The sequence below is a fragment of the Cyanobium gracile UHCC 0281 genome (genome assembly GCF_034931305.1).
Taxonomy (GTDB): Bacteria; Cyanobacteriota; Cyanobacteriia; order PCC-6307; family Cyanobiaceae; genus Cyanobium; species Cyanobium gracile_A.
In genome coordinates this window covers 1-13606 of the sequence record NZ_JAYGHY010000068.1, presented here as the reverse complement: position 1 = coordinate 13606, position 13606 = coordinate 1, and the positions used below count along the sequence as shown (strand labels likewise).

General features: G+C 66.0%; 14 protein-coding genes and 1 pseudogene. 10 read left to right on the top strand and 5 right to left on the bottom strand.

Features of this window, described 5'->3' with window-relative positions; all coding sequences use genetic code 11:
- Together VB739_RS14625 and VB739_RS14620 are read left to right on the top strand one after the other, a co-directional pair.
- Positions 1 to 188: pseudogene (locus VB739_RS14625) on the top strand (glutamine synthetase); the annotation flags it as partial.
- A gap of 194 nt (positions 189 to 382) precedes the next feature.
- Complete coding sequence (locus VB739_RS14620; RefSeq protein ID WP_323357764.1) at positions 383 to 1183, top strand: DUF1036 domain-containing protein; 801 nt, start codon at positions 383 to 385, stop codon at positions 1181 to 1183.
- A gap of 231 nt (positions 1184 to 1414) precedes the next feature.
- Here the strand turns inward: VB739_RS14620 and VB739_RS14615 are convergent, their stop codons facing one another.
- Positions 1415 to 2212, bottom strand: coding sequence for a GGDEF domain-containing protein (locus tag VB739_RS14615; protein WP_323357763.1), 798 nt, complete (start codon positions 2210 to 2212; stop codon positions 1415 to 1417).
- Between the two features lie 176 nt (positions 2213 to 2388).
- On the opposite strand from VB739_RS14615, the gene VB739_RS14610 reads away from it, so the two are divergent.
- From VB739_RS14610 to VB739_RS14600, 3 genes are all read left to right on the top strand, one after another.
- Entirely contained in the window at positions 2389 to 2808 is a 420-nt protein-coding gene (locus VB739_RS14610; RefSeq protein ID WP_323357762.1) for an NUDIX hydrolase, read from the top strand.
- Positions 2809 to 3029: 221 nt separating this feature from the next.
- Positions 3030 to 4049 carry a restriction endonuclease gene (locus VB739_RS14605; protein WP_323357761.1) on the top strand — a complete coding sequence of 340 codons (1020 nt, stop codon included), beginning with the start codon at positions 3030 to 3032 and terminating at the stop codon, positions 4047 to 4049.
- Positions 4050 to 4053: 4 nt separating this feature from the next.
- Entirely contained in the window at positions 4054 to 4218 is a 165-nt protein-coding gene (locus VB739_RS14600; protein WP_323357760.1) for a hypothetical protein, read from the top strand.
- Positions 4219 to 4220: 2 nt separating this feature from the next.
- On the opposite strand, the gene VB739_RS14595 is transcribed toward VB739_RS14600, so the two are convergent.
- On the bottom strand, positions 4221 to 4634 hold the full coding sequence (locus VB739_RS14595) for a hypothetical protein (RefSeq protein ID WP_323357759.1): 414 nt from the start codon (positions 4632 to 4634) through the stop codon (positions 4221 to 4223).
- Between the two features lie 107 nt (positions 4635 to 4741).
- Between VB739_RS14595 and VB739_RS14590 the strand changes: the two genes are divergently transcribed.
- The gene (locus tag VB739_RS14590; RefSeq protein ID WP_323357758.1) at positions 4742 to 5590 is read left to right on the top strand and encodes an MOSC domain-containing protein; all 849 of its coding nucleotides are present in this window, start codon (positions 4742 to 4744) and stop codon (positions 5588 to 5590) included.
- Here VB739_RS14590 and VB739_RS14585 read toward each other — a convergent pair.
- A complete protein-coding gene (locus VB739_RS14585) occupies positions 5562 to 6743 on the bottom strand; it encodes a pyridoxal phosphate-dependent aminotransferase (protein ID WP_323357757.1) in 1182 nt (393 codons plus the stop codon). The two genes, VB739_RS14590 and VB739_RS14585, sit on opposite strands and share 29 nt — an antisense overlap.
- Positions 6740 to 7816 carry an NAD(P)/FAD-dependent oxidoreductase gene (locus VB739_RS14580; RefSeq protein ID WP_323357756.1) on the bottom strand — a complete coding sequence of 359 codons (1077 nt, stop codon included), beginning with the start codon at positions 7814 to 7816 and terminating at the stop codon, positions 6740 to 6742. The genes VB739_RS14585 and VB739_RS14580 overlap by 4 nt, the downstream gene beginning before the upstream one ends.
- A 396-nt stretch (positions 7817 to 8212) precedes the next feature.
- On the opposite strand from VB739_RS14580, the gene VB739_RS14575 reads away from it, so the two are divergent.
- The 4 genes from VB739_RS14575 to VB739_RS14560 are packed head-to-tail and all read left to right on the top strand — an operon-like array spanning position 8213 to position 12841.
- Positions 8213 to 11434, top strand: a complete 3222-nt coding sequence (locus tag VB739_RS14575; protein ID WP_323357755.1) for a GGDEF domain-containing protein — start codon at positions 8213 to 8215, stop codon at positions 11432 to 11434.
- 48 nt (positions 11435 to 11482) lie between these two features.
- Positions 11483 to 11764, top strand: a complete 282-nt coding sequence (locus VB739_RS14570) for a MoaD/ThiS family protein (protein ID WP_323357754.1) — start codon at positions 11483 to 11485, stop codon at positions 11762 to 11764.
- A 3-nt stretch (positions 11765 to 11767) separates the two neighbouring features.
- Positions 11768 to 12253: a molybdenum cofactor biosynthesis protein MoaE gene (locus VB739_RS14565; protein ID WP_323357753.1), complete on the top strand. Its 486-nt coding sequence runs from the start codon at positions 11768 to 11770 to the stop codon at positions 12251 to 12253.
- An 18-nt stretch (positions 12254 to 12271) separates the two neighbouring features.
- On the top strand, positions 12272 to 12841 hold the full coding sequence (locus VB739_RS14560; RefSeq protein WP_323357752.1) for a pyridoxamine 5'-phosphate oxidase family protein: 570 nt from the start codon (positions 12272 to 12274) through the stop codon (positions 12839 to 12841).
- 1 nt (position 12842) lies between these two features.
- On the opposite strand, the gene VB739_RS14555 is transcribed toward VB739_RS14560, so the two are convergent.
- On the bottom strand, positions 12843 to 13606 hold a 764-nt coding region (locus tag VB739_RS14555; RefSeq protein ID WP_323357751.1), incomplete at its 5' end, for a molybdopterin molybdotransferase MoeA.

The following is a 13606-nucleotide window of genomic DNA, read 5'->3' as shown; positions in this document are numbered from 1 at the left end:
CCGCCAGCCTGGCGGAGGCCTCGGCCGCCTTCGCCGCCAGCGGCCTGCTGCGCCAGGCCCTGGGGGAAGCGCTGCACGGCTCGTTGCTCGACAGCCAGGCGGCGGAAAGCCGGCGGGCCGAAGGTTGCAGTGATGCGGAACTGGTGGCTGCGGCGGCCTGGTGGCCGGTGGTGGGGGGGATCGGCTGAGGGGCTGCGGAGCTTCACGCGCACTGCCATCGGTGGCGGACCCCGATGGACCCGTTCGGCCAGGCGCCCATCACTTAGCGACAGGCGCCGCAATTACCACGGGAGGGGAAAGCTGATCAGAATGTGCAGGAGAACGGAAAAGGACTTCCATGGACCCTTCTGGCCAGGGGCTCCACAGCTCTCCGCTCCAAGCCATGGCGCTGTTGCTGTCACTCGGGGTGGGGGGCAGCCTCCTCTGGGCCGCTCCAGCTTCCGCCGTCGACGGGGCCTTCTGCATCGTCAATCGTGCCAACAGGTCGTTTCAAATCGTGCGCGGAGCAAAGTTCGAAACACTGGCTCCTGGACGCCAAGCCTGTTGTCAGTCGAATTGTCGTTCTCCCGTCTCGATTGGCATCGACGTCTCGAGGGATCCAGACCTCAAGGAGATCCTTTTGAGGCTGGGGCTCAAGCTGGCCAGCCGCGGACTCAGCCTCGTACCCGGCCAGCCAAGCGGCGTTGGCAACTGGATTTCGATATGCCGGGCCAACTGGCGACGGGGCGACAAGATTGAGGTCTACGCCCCAAACAGCAAGTGGCGTTGCGACGTGCTTGATGCACGCGGCAACCTCAGGGAGACGATCGCCGCCAGTGGGCAGCAGCGCCCGGCGCAGACGGCCCTGCGCGTCTGTAACAACGCCGGCGACGGGTCGGCCTATGTCGCCAAGGCATTGACGGACAAACATGGCCGCCTGACCAGTAAAGGCTGGTATGAGGTTGCCCAGGGTGACTGCGACAATCTGGCTCTTCCCCCAGGTTACCGAGGCCGGCTCTATGCCTATGCCGAAACCAAGAATTTAAACTGGAAAGGAAAATGGCGAGTTTGCGTCGACCCTGGACAGAAGTTTGAGATCCCCGATGCCGGTCGTGGCACCTGCGGTTGGCGTTTTAAGCACTATCTCTTCTTCGATCGAAATGTGGATGGTCGCGGGGCCAGCATCATGCTTACCCCTCAATGAGCAGATGTCAGTCTGACGTGCTGCCGCGGCTGTTCACGCTGCGTACCGTGGCACCTTCCAGCCAGTCACCTCCACCCTTTCCTCCTGCGAAGAACAAATCAGTCATGAGCGTCACGCTCGTCATCGGAGGGCCTCGCTCAAGTTGCACCCTCAAGGCTGGGCACCCAGGAGTTGGCGCGAATTGGGCAAGGATCCGTTCATGCACCACCGCTCCCGGGTACCCCCCGCCCATCAGCCCGCCACCATCACCCTGTTCCGCCCGGCGGCCTTGGCGGCGTAGAGGGCGCCGTCGGCGCTTCGCAGGCCGTTCTCCAGCGCGGCCAGGCCCAGCCCCTGCACCGGCGCCAGGCCGCCCGAAAGGGTGACGCGCCGCTCCCGCGCTCCGGGGTGGGGCACCGCTGCCGCCGCCGCCCGCAGCCGCTCAATCAGGGGGCGGGCGGCCTGGGTGTCCACGCCCGACAGCACCACGGCGAACTCCTCGCCGCCGATCCGCGCCAGCACATCACCCGGGCGCAGCACGGCCCGCATGGCCGCAGCCACGTCCCGCAACACCGCATCGCCCGCCCCATGGCCCCAGCCGTCGTTGATGGCCTTGAAATGGTCGATGTCGAGCATGGCGCCCGCCACCGGGCGGCCATCGCGCGCGGCCGCAGCGAGGACCGCACTGGCCGCCTCGGTGAAGCCGGCGCGGTTGGGCAGGCCGGTGAGCGGGTCGCGTTGCGCCGCAGCGGCCAGCTCGGCCTCCAGCCGGTCGCGCTGACGCAGGGTGGCCAGCGCGGCGAGCACCTGGGCGGGGATGACCAGGTCCAGCAGCACCCATACCCAACTGCGCCAGCCGATCGGCTCACCCAGCTGACCGAGCGCCACGAGCACCCCGTCTTCGAGGGCAAACAGCCCCAGAGCCAGCATCACCACCGCGCCAAGGCAGGCACGCCAGCGCCGTTGCCGCGGCTGGGCGCTCAGGCCGGCTCGGTGCGCTGCGCCGCGCGCGGCCAGAGCGCAGACGATGGCGGTCGCGCCGCGCAGCACGAGGAAGGCGAGATCGGCGGCAGTCACTCGGTCAGGGTCTCGGTCACCGCTGGAGCCGGTGCTCGGAGGGTGTTGTCGCTAACGCTAGGGAGGCCATGGCAACGGGCTACGGGCAGCGATCATCAAGCCAGACTCCCCCCACCACAGCCCCTTCGCCCCATGGCGCGCCCCCACCCATGACCTTCGCGGTGGCCCTGGGGATGCTGGAGCGGGAGGGCCGCTGGCTGCTGCAGCTGCGGGACGACATCGAGGGCATCGTCCATCCAGGCTGCTGGGGCCTGTTCGGCGGCCACCTGGATCCAGGCGAGCGGCCGGAGCAGGCCGTCCTGCGGGAGCTGCAGGAGGAGATCGGCTGGGGGGCACCACCGCTGCCGCTCTGGTTCGAGCACCATGAGGCCCAGCTCAGCGCCTACTACTTCCGTGGCCTGCTCACCGTGCCCCTGGAGGCTCTGCAGCTGAACGAAGGACAGGACATGGTGCTGGCCGACCTGGAGGCGCTGCAGAGCGGTCAGATCTGGAGCCCCCGGCGGCAGGAGTGGCGCGGGCTGGCGCCCTCCCTGGAGCGGGCCGTGCGGCGGCTTGGGCCAAAGAACTAATGAATGGTGAGTGATGCCTTAAGATCGAAGGTATCAGACGGCTCTCCTGCGTCTCATGGTTGATGAGGATGCGCTTCCCGGCAAGATTCGCGACAATTCCCCGGAGCGCTCGCTCAGAGGCTTTACCAGCAGCCAGATCCCCATGGCGCCATCAGGGCTGCCCTCCCGACCCGATTTCCTCCCATGAGCCGCGCCTTGAAGGGCCCCCCTGGGGTGCAGCGATGACCAACGTCTGGTGCGTGCGCGCTGGCGGAGGCATGTATGCGGACAATTTCCTCAGGGGCGGCTTCGTCGGCATCGGCTGGCGGGAGATCAGTGAGGATCTCGGCCCCATCCAGACCCGGGATCAGCTCTATGCGGTGGTGCGTCGCTACTTCCCGGACATCCAGAGCGCGATCCTGCTCTCCAATTACGTCAATGAGATCCATCGCTTTCTGTTCGAGATCCAGCCCAACGACCACGTCATCATTCCGTCGGCGGATACCGACCTTCTGATCCATGGCGTCGTAGACGCGGGCACGCCCTATTACGACCCCAGTGGAGACGACGGCTGCCCCCTGCGGCATCGGCGTCCCGTCACCTGGGCGGCAGAACCGATCCGGCTGGACCTTTTCTCCACGCCGTTCCGGGATTCCATCCGCACCCTCCTCACCGTGCCGGCGCACACCCGGATGCGGTCACTGCTGACCGTCTTCATGGTGGAGCACAAGGAGGAATTCATCCGGGCCCTCGGCCAGACCAGCATGGTGGCCTCTGACTCGCCGGCCACTCGGAAGGAATCGCACCGTATCGTGCTGGAACAGTTGATGCAGCTGACCCCGCCCGACTTCGAGCGACTCGTGGTTCATCTGCTCGATGCCCTCGGCTTCGAGGACTGGGAGCGGGCCGAGCACCACGGAGCCCTGCGCGATGTCTTCGATGCCTGCGGCGAAATCAGACTGTCGCTACCGGCACGCATCCGCCTCCATGCCCGGTTTCACCGTGGCAACCTCGGGGCGCGCATCGGTGCCGACGCCGTGCGGGAACTGCGTCAGTTCATTCCATTCGGCGGCCATGGCGTCTACATCACCACCGCCGATTTCCAGCCGGCGGCGGTGGCAGCGGCCGCAGAGGAGGGCTTCGCCAGAATCAGCCTGGTCAATGGCCAGCAGCTGGCCGACTTGATCGCCCGCCACTGGACCCACCTCCCCGGTGAACTCCGGGATCGTCTTTCACTCGAACAGGCGCTGGTGAGGAACTGAAGCCATGCCCCCGCGATCCCGCCGCCAGCCGCCAAAGCCCGGCAAATCCAAGCTCACTGCGGAGCCCGGCGGCCTGCGCCAGCGCCTGCAGATCCTGGCGGGGTTCCTGTTGCCACTAGTGGTGCTGAGCCTCTGGCTCAACTCCCGCGGCTTCTTCGGCAGCCCCTGAACTCAGGGGAACGTAGGACCGCTGCCGAGCAGCTCCACCTCCGGATCGTCCTGGAAGATGGCCAGCAGCTCGCCGTGCAGGGCCTCCGCCCATGGCGCGGTGTCGATCCAGCTGAACGTCCGCCAGTTCCAGATCCGCTCGGCACTGGCTCCGTCGGTGCAGCAGAACGCCGTCACCTCCCCCTCGCCAGGCAGGCTGTAGACGCAGACCCCGAAGCGAAAGGGGGCTCCGGCCAGCTCCACCCACCAGCCCCAGTCTTCGCAGCAGACAAAGGGCACGTCCCTGCCCAGGCGCTGCAGCTTCTCCTGCAGGTAGAGGGCCAGGGCTTTGCCCACCAGGTCGATGTTGACCCGCTCCTCGGCTTCACTGGGCAGCAGCGGAAACCGGGCCGACCTCAGGTGGATGCATTCCTTCATGGCCCCAGCAGCTGGATCCAGGCGAACCCTTGGCGGACGGTAAGTCCTGCTACCGGAGCCGGCCCGCTCCGGCCCACAGAGTGGGCGGGCAACAACGGGTCTAGCGCGTGCAGGAGCTGGTGGGAACGGTGCAGACGCTCTGGCGTTACCCGGTCAAATCGATGCTCGGGGACTCTCCCCAGCGGCTGGACGTGGAAGCCCGGGGCATCCTGGGCGATCGGGTCTATGCCCTGTGGGACCACGCCAGCGGCCGGGTGGCCAGCGCCAAGAACCCACGCCTCTGGAGGGATCTGCTCGACTACCGCGCCCGCTTCCGGGAGGAACCCGGGCCGTCGGCGCCCCTGCCTCCGGTGCTGATCGGCCCGCGCCAGGAGGATGGGGCCGCTGAGCTCTGCAGCGATGACGCCGATGTCGGTGCCTTCTTCAGCGAGCTGTTCGGGCGCCGGGTGAGCCTGCTCGACACCCCACCGGACGGCGCCAGCCTCGACCAGTACTGGCCGCCAGTGGAAGGCCGCGCCTTCCAGGACGAAACCAACGCCCTGGAATTGCCTGCGGGCACCTTCTTTGATGCCTGCCCCATCCACGCCATCACCACCGCCACCCTGGAACGGCTGCGGCAGCTAGAACCCCAGCTGGACTTCGCCGTCGAACGGTTCCGCCCCAACCTGCTGATCCAGACGCCGACGGGAGCCGAGGGCTTCGTGGAAGAGGCCTGGGGCGGCTCCTGTCTGCAGATCGGCGAGCAGCTGGTGCTGCGGGTCGATGGCGGCTGCCCCCGCTGCGTGGTCACCACCCTGGCCCAGGGCCCCCTGGGCGAAGACCTGGAGATCCTGCGGGCCACCGCCCGCCACAACGGCGTGGTGGCCGGCCTCCGCCTCAGCGTGCTGACCCCCGGCCCGGTGGCCGTGGGCGATCCGGTGCGGCTGCTCAGGACAGACCAGCCGCCAGGCGATTGAGGCCCTCCGCCAGCAGGGCCTCGGAGGTGGCGAAACTCAGGCGCAGGTGGCCCGCCGCCCCGGGCCCAAACCAGCGGGGGCTCCCCGGCACCACCGCCACCCCGTGCTCCCGCCGCAGGCGCTCCACCATCTCTTCGACGCTCTCGGACCGCGGCGGCAGGCCGACGAACAGCACGAAGGTGGCCGCCGGTGGATGCACCCGCAGGCCGGGGATCGCCGCCAGCCGGGTGACGGCCTGGTCGCGGCGGTCCAGCAGGTGGCGCAGGAACGCCTCCAGCCAGGCCAGGCCCTCGGGGCCGTAGGCGGCCGTGGCGGCCACCTGGCTGAGGGTGGCGACGCCATCGACGGTGGAGGGCAACTCGCTGTCGGCCAGGAGCCTGGCGGCCGCCTCCGGATCCACCATCGCCACGTAACCCACCCGCAACCCGGCCAGGCCGAAGGACTTGGAAAAGCCGTGCACCACCGCCCCGAGGCCGGCCAGTTCCGGAGCCAGGGCCAGCCAGCTGGTGAAGGTGGCCGGCGGGTAGACCACATCACTCCACACCTCATCACTCAGCACCCGCAGACCCCGCTCCAGGCAGAAGCGGCCCAGGGATTCGAGTTCGTCGCGGCGAAAACAGCGGCCCAGGGGATTGTGGGGGTTGCAGAGGCAGACCAGTCGGGTGCGACTGGTCACCAGCGCCTCCAGGGCCGCGAAGTCCAGGGGGGCGTCAGGGGTGATCCGCCACAACAGCGGCACCCCGCCGGCGCTGCGGACCGTGTGGGCAAAGAGGAAATCGACCGGATCCAACACGATCGCCTCGTCACCGGGCGACAGCCAGTGGCGGGCCAGCAGGGCCAGACCCGCCGCCGCACTGTTCACCGCCACCACCCCCGCGGCCGAAACGGGCGCCCCCCGCTGGCGGAGGTAATGGGCCACCGCCTGCCGGAAGGACGGCAGGCCGCCGGCGGGTCCGTAGCTGAACACGCCGGAGTGGGCGTAATCGGCGATCGCCTCGCGGATGGACGGGGCCGCCGGGAAGTCCGGATCGGCGGCGGTCAGCGGGATCACCCCCGGGGCCTGCTCGGCCCAGCGCAGGTTGTGGGCCCGCTGGCGCAGGAGATCCAGAGGGACGGCCCCATCGAGGAACGCGTCCGCGAAACGGTCGCTCATGCCATCAGCGGCAACGGGAGCCTGCTCGGGGCGGGCTGGACAAAGGACCGCGCCATCTGGCGACCGGCTTCCACACAGTGCAGCAGTGCTGGCTGGCGCTCACGTTCGTAGGCGGCAAAAAGCTCCGGGACCTCCCCGGGATCCCGACAATCCTTCAGCAGGCGACTCAGCAGGACCGCATCCTCAAGCGCCGTATTGACGCCCTGGCTGGTGAAGGGCAGCAGCGGATGGGCCGCATCCCCGGCCAGAGCCACATTCCCCCGGCTCCAGCGGCTGGAAGCATCCGCGTCCACGGTGTGCCACAGGTGGGCGCGGGAGGGATCGGTGGCGCCCAGCACATGGCGCACCACGGCGGGAAAGTGGCGGAAGTGCGCCTCGAGGAAGGCCCCCACCTCAGCCCTGCGTGGGGTGGCGAAACGCTCGCTGTCGAACTGCACGAACCAGATCAATCTGTTATCGCCCAAGGGGACCAGGCCTACCGCCAGCCCCCCGGAGGGATCGAGCACCTTCAGAAAGCGATGGCCCAGCTCCGCGGCCAGCAGGGGATGCTGCATGTGGGCCACGATCTCCTTGACGCGGCCTGGCTGGGCCGTCGAAGCGCAACCCATGGCAAGCCGGCAGCTGGAGCGGACGCCATCGGCCGCGATGAAGGCATCGGCTTCATGGGAATGGCCATTCTGGAATCGCACCGCCCTGGCCTTCTGCCCAGCCCATTCGAAAGTCTCGAACTGGTGGTTGTACTGCACAAGCTCGGGCGGGGCCCCGCGCAGCAGTGCCTCCAGCAACCGGTGACGCATCAGCGCCACCGCCCCATCAATCGGATAATCCGCATGAACGTCGCCGGAACAACAGACAATCCGCACCGATGTGATGGGGTGGCCCAGATTGTCTGCAGGGTCGCAGCCAAGGCGACGCAGGGACTCGCAGCCATTGGCCAGCAGCAGAAACCCATGACCATTGGAAGACGGCGCTGCCACCCGCTCAAACACACGCACCGGCAGGCCCTGCCTCCAGAGCCCCCTGGCCAGGGCCAGCCCGCAGGCTCCAGCACCAATGACTGCGGCGTGAATCACCTCTCGAGAACCACAGTCAAGGGGAGGTTAAGCCTGCCCATCTGACAAGTAGAGGCAGACACAATCGATAAAGTCATGATCGCTGCGATGCACGCTGTCGAAGAAAGGCGTGCCGTCGGATGTTAGGGGTAGAAGCAATCCTGTGGATGTGACAGGAGACCAATTCGACCGATTGGGGAGGGAGGCTGAAAGATTTATGAGTAAAGGTGAGGAGCTACCGGTGAAAGGAAGCTCCGATGGGCAAGCCACATCTGAAACGTCGGTGGAAGCGACGGTTGGGAGCGTCAACGGCCCGTCATTGGCTCCCGGAATCACCGTGGCCACCCCCTAGCGAGAGGTGGCGGCGCAGGGCTGCTCAGGGTTTGGTCGCTAAGGTGAGGGATGTGAGGGAGGGACATGCGCCGGCGCACCAGAACGGTGATCATCAGCGGAGCGCTTCTTTCAAGCACCTCTCTCCTGATCTATACCCATCTCCTTGATCGACGCCATGCCAAGGAATGGCGTGATCAAAGCGACCGCGTCGCCCTGCGCTTGTGCGATGCATTGCAGGGAATGGAGCGCGTCTTCGCCAGACCATCCGCTGAGGAAGGCCCTGCCCAGAGGGCTGTGGAACGGCAGGACCTGTCCTCCCACCGTCTGGAGGTCGTCGCCAGTTCAGACGTCGCCTCCCAGCCCGTGCCCACCGAGAGGCCTCCCATCGCGACCAGCCGCGAAGGCCTCCCACTGATCTGTCCAAGACAGTTCCCCAGCACGCCACTGGTGATGGCCGTTGAGCCCTCCCAACCCGGAACGTTGCTGTTCACCTCTGGCCCCATCCGCCAGCCGAATGGCCGGTGGGTCAAACTGCGTGGACAGGCGTTGGTCGATACCAAGACGACGGGCCACGGGCCCATCGGGCTGGCTCCATGGTCCGTTGTCGTCGCCTCAGCCGACAAGGACAGCCACCTCTATCAGCTCAGATTCGGGGAGCTTGACATTGGCCTGAACCTGCCGCCAGCTGCCCACGCCGAGGCTGGTGTGGAACACACTCTTGCCTTGACGCTTGGCGTGCTTGGCATGCTGCTGACAGCCGTGATGGCCTCCATCTCCGGCCAGAGTGAAAAGCAGAAGCAAGAAATTGTCAGCGGCTTCAGAAAAGACAGCCAATCTTCATTTCTAACCCACTATGCACTGGTCAAGGATCTCGAAGATCCTGCCATCAGGACTCTGTCGCAGCGTCAGGACGCCGCCGTTCTGGTGACCATTGACTTTCGCTATCTGGAGCGCCAAAGCGGACTTCACAGTGAGCTGGAATCCTCCGAAATCCTGACCAATGCCTGTCGTGCCATCGACAAAGGTTGGCCTGTCCACCCTGGGTTCAACTTCTATCGCATCTCCAAGAACAAGATGGCCCTGATCGTCCGGGCTTCTGGAAGCATTCCGATCGATGACACGGACGCCTGCGAAGCGCTGCTCGCCAGGCTGCTTGGCATTGTGTCGGGTTCGATTCAGCTTTCCAGCAACTCCGTTCTGGCCTGGGATGATGTGATCATCACCGGTCAACGCTTCCGGCCGAATGATCCCCCGACCTCCCTGCTGACGATGCAGGCCTTCGGAGAGATGCTGGCCGCCGAGGATCGCCGATCGTTTCGGCTGGTGAAACGTGGTGACGATCTACTGGTCAGAGACAAGAATGAAATCAGAACGCAACTCAGCTGCCTGAACGCCAGTGATCTTGAGCTCTTTTTTCAACCAATCCTTCAGATCTCGAATCCAGGCCATTTTGGACTTGAACTCCTGATCAGATTCCGTCCCCCAACGCTGAACAAACTCGGCACTGGCAAGGTGATGCAACTGGCCCATGACATCGGTATCGCCCATCAGATTGACGCCCTTGTTGTGAGCCGATTGGCCGAAGTCAAACAAGCCCTCAGCGAATCCGAGCTTCTGCGCCACCGGATTGAATATGTCTCCATCAATATCAGCGCGGACTCCGTTGCCACAGGCCAACGACTGAATCATTTGATCGACCTATTCAAGACCCATGTCATCGACAGCTCTATCTTCTACATCGAGATCACAGAAATGGCCGCCACCGATATCCTGGCCGGATCCGAGGATGTGACAACGGCTTCAGAACGTCTGATGAAGGAGCTGAACTTCAGGATTTTCATTGATGACTTCGGATCAGGACTTTCCAACTACAGGCGCATCAGCGAAGCCTGGTATGACGCGATCAAACTGGATATTGATCTCATTAAAGGGATCGATCGTTCCTTCAGGCTTCAGCGCTATGTGGGTTCGTTCATTGACACGGTCCATGCGCTCGGCAAAACAGTGGTCTGCGAAGGGGTCGAAACCCACAATGAACTGGCCGCTGTCGTTCGCTTGGGAGCCGATGCATTGCAGGGGTATCTCATCTCCGCCCCCATCACCTTGAAGGGTGTGGAATCCTTCATCCAGTCCTCGGAATGGGCGGATCGCGACTCCCTGCAGCAGACCTTGGAAAAGATCCGTGTCACGTCCCGCCTGCGGGATTCAGGGGGTGGCGAAGAGTTCAGGACCGCCGAAGGGAAAGTGCCCCTGGAGCGCTACATCTTTGATAACTGGTCAAGGCTACGCAGCTTTGAAGAGTTCGTGTTGCTATTTGTCAACGAGCTGAAGTCCTGGGGATTGGAGATCTATCGCTTTTCGTTGGCCTTTCTTCCCGACCAGGACGACATCGATTGCAGTCAGTATGTCTGGGTAAAGTCCCGTCCGGGCCTGGTCGGCACCTTCCGCATGGAAAGGGATTTCCTCGAGGAGGATGAGCACCTTCACAGCCCCCTTCACTTCATTGCCACAAGGAGCAAGGTCTTTCGACAAAAGCTGACACCAACCAAGGACAACAGCTTTCCCTTCCTGGATTCCTTGCGGAAGGCCGGCTGCAGTGACTACCTCGGCATTCGGCTCGACTCCCGAGGGATATCGATCCCCGTTCTCAGCATTACCCTGCACGAAGGGAGTGTTTTCAGTGATGAGGAAGTGCAACGCATCGAAGCCATGAGCAGCCTGTTGAGCCTCCTGTTCTATGCCTTTGAGAGCGAGCGCTCCAAGCGACTGGCGATGCTGGATCCACTCACCCAGTTGGCCAACCGCCGCAGTTTTGATTCGTTCCTGAAGGGCAATGTTTCCGCCTCAAGGCTTCAACAAGTCAACCTCTCTCTAGCCTTGATTGATATCGATCAATTCAAAATAGTGAATGACTTGCAGGGCCACGCCTATGGCGATCGATGCCTCAAGGAAATCGCCGATTCTCTCAGGGCTTGCCTGCGCCGCAAGAGTGACTTCGTGGCACGACTGGGCGGTGAAGAATTTGCCATCATCTTACCCAAAACGGATGCGGAGTCCTCGCTGAAGCTTTGCGAGAACCTGCGCCAGTCGATCCTTGATAAAGGGATCTACCATCCCGGCCTGACCACCGGCAACGTGCTCACCGTCAGCATTGGAATCGCGGCGTGGGATCCCCAGTCCACGGCGGACTGTGACGCCGACAGGTTGATGCAGCTGGCCGACGACTGCCTCTACGAAGCCAAACGTCATGGCCGCAATCGGGTGGTCTGCCGATCCCTGCCCAGCCAGGTTGGCCTCTCGGCCTGAGGGCTCCGGGGCCCAGAGTCAACCCACTGATCGATGCACTGCCCTCCTGTGGTCGCCCCCTCTCCAGACCTCACCGCCGCGGTGCGGGTGCGACTGTTCGCCGCCCTGCGGGAGCGGGCCGGCTGGGGGGAGCGGCTGGTCCCCCTTGAGGCCAGCCCCACCAGCGCCGCCGATCTCTGGCGGCGGTTGGCCCTGGACGACGGACCCGCCACGGGCGGCAGGATCCCCCCCAGCATCCGCATCGCCATCAACCAGGCCTTCGCCGCCCCCGGCACCCCCCTGCGCCCCGGCGACGAGGTGGCCTTCCTGCCCCCGATCACCGGAGGCTGAGCGATGCCGACCCCCAACCCAGAACTCACGATCGCGGTACAGCTCCTGGAGGCGCCCTTCGAGCCGCTCGAGCTGCTGGCCGCCTGGCAGCGGAGCCTTTCGGCGGACAGCCGCGACAGCCTTGGCGCAGCAAGGATGGCCGCCGAAAGCCACTTCATCGGCCGCGTGCGACCCACCACCGCCAGCGGCGCGCCCCTGGAGGTCCTGGAGCTGGAGCATTACCCCGGCATGAGCGAGGCCCAGCTGCGGGCCCTCGCCGAGGCCTGCGCAGCGCGCCATGGCGCGGGGGCGGTGCTGGTGGCGCATCGGGTGGGGCGGATCGCACCGGGGGAGGCGATCGTGCTGGTGGCCGTCCAGGCCGACCGCCGCGGCCCGGCACTGCGCTGCGTCCAGGAGCTGCTGGAGGATCTCAAGCACCACGCTCCTTTCTGGAAACGGGAGTGGAGCGGCGGCAGCGGCACCTGGGTGGCCGGCAACACCCCCCTCTGACTCCATCGCCCCCCTTCCATGGGCCAGTCCTGCGGCACCCTCAACGCCGACCACATCGCCTTCATCATCGCCCAGAAGCTGTTCTTCGTCGGCACCGCCACGGCGGACAGCACGGTCAACGTCTCCCCCAAGGGACGGGATGCCCTGCGGGTGCTCGACGCACAGCGCGTGGTCTGGCTCAACCTCACCGGCAGCGGCAACGAAACCGCCGCCCATGTGCAGGCCTGTCCGCGCATGACCCTGATGTTCTGCGCCTTCGAGGGCCCACCCCAGATCCTGCGGCTCTACGGCACCGCCCGCACCATCCAGTGCGGCGAGGACGGCTGGGACGGGCTTTACGGCCTTTTCGAGCCCCTGGCCGGCGCCCGACAGATCTTCGATCTGGCCATCGACCGGGTCCAGACCTCCTGCGGCATGGCGGTACCCAGGTACGCCTATGGCGGCGATCGCACCGCCCTCGACAGCTGGGCCCGCCGCAAGGGGTCCGAGGGCCTGGAGCGCTACTGGCAGCGCAAGAACCGCCGCAGCATCGACGGCCTCCCAGCCCCGATCCCCGCCCCCAGGCCGGCGGACCCCAGCAGCGACTGACTCAGAGCAGGGGTAACCGCAGCAGCTGGGCCCACAGCTCCGCGCCGGCCTCCAGGGCGCCGGTCTCGGCGGGGATCTCCAGCAGCAGGTCGGCCCCCTGCAGCGAGCCGAGGCGGGACGAGGCCTGGCTCCCCTCCACCAGCGCCAGCAAGGCGCCATCCCCATCCACCTGCAGGCAGGCCCGGGCTAGTTCGGGCCGGCCGGCACCCCGTTTCAGCGCCGACGCCAGGCGCACCTTCAGCCGCGGCAACAGCACCACTTCGCCCCCCTCCAGCTGCTGCAGGGCCGGCCACAGCAACTGCAGGGCCGTGATCGCCGCGGCCACCGGATTGCCGGGCAAGCCGAAGAAGGGCCGCGACCCCAGCTGGCCGAAGGCGAAGGGCCGGCCGGGCTTGAGAAACAGCTTCCAGAAGCCCACCTCCCCCAGGTCAGCCAGCAGGGGCCGGATCCAGTCGCTGTCGCCAGCCGACACGCCGCCGGTGCTGACCACCACATCGCAGCCGGCGGCCAGCTCCAGCAGCGCCCGGCGCAGGGCGGCCGGATCATCGGCCACCACCCGCTGCTCGCTCACCCCGTAGCCCAGCCGCTCCAGCAGGGCCCGCAGCAGGGTGCCGTTGCTCTCCCAGATCTGGCCCGGCCCCCTTGGCGCCCCGGCCGCCACCAGCTCATCGCCGCTGATCAACAGCCCCACCCGCGGCTGGGGACTCACCAGCAGCGTCGCCACACCGCAGCTGGCCAGCCGCCCCAGGGCGGCTGGCCCCAGGC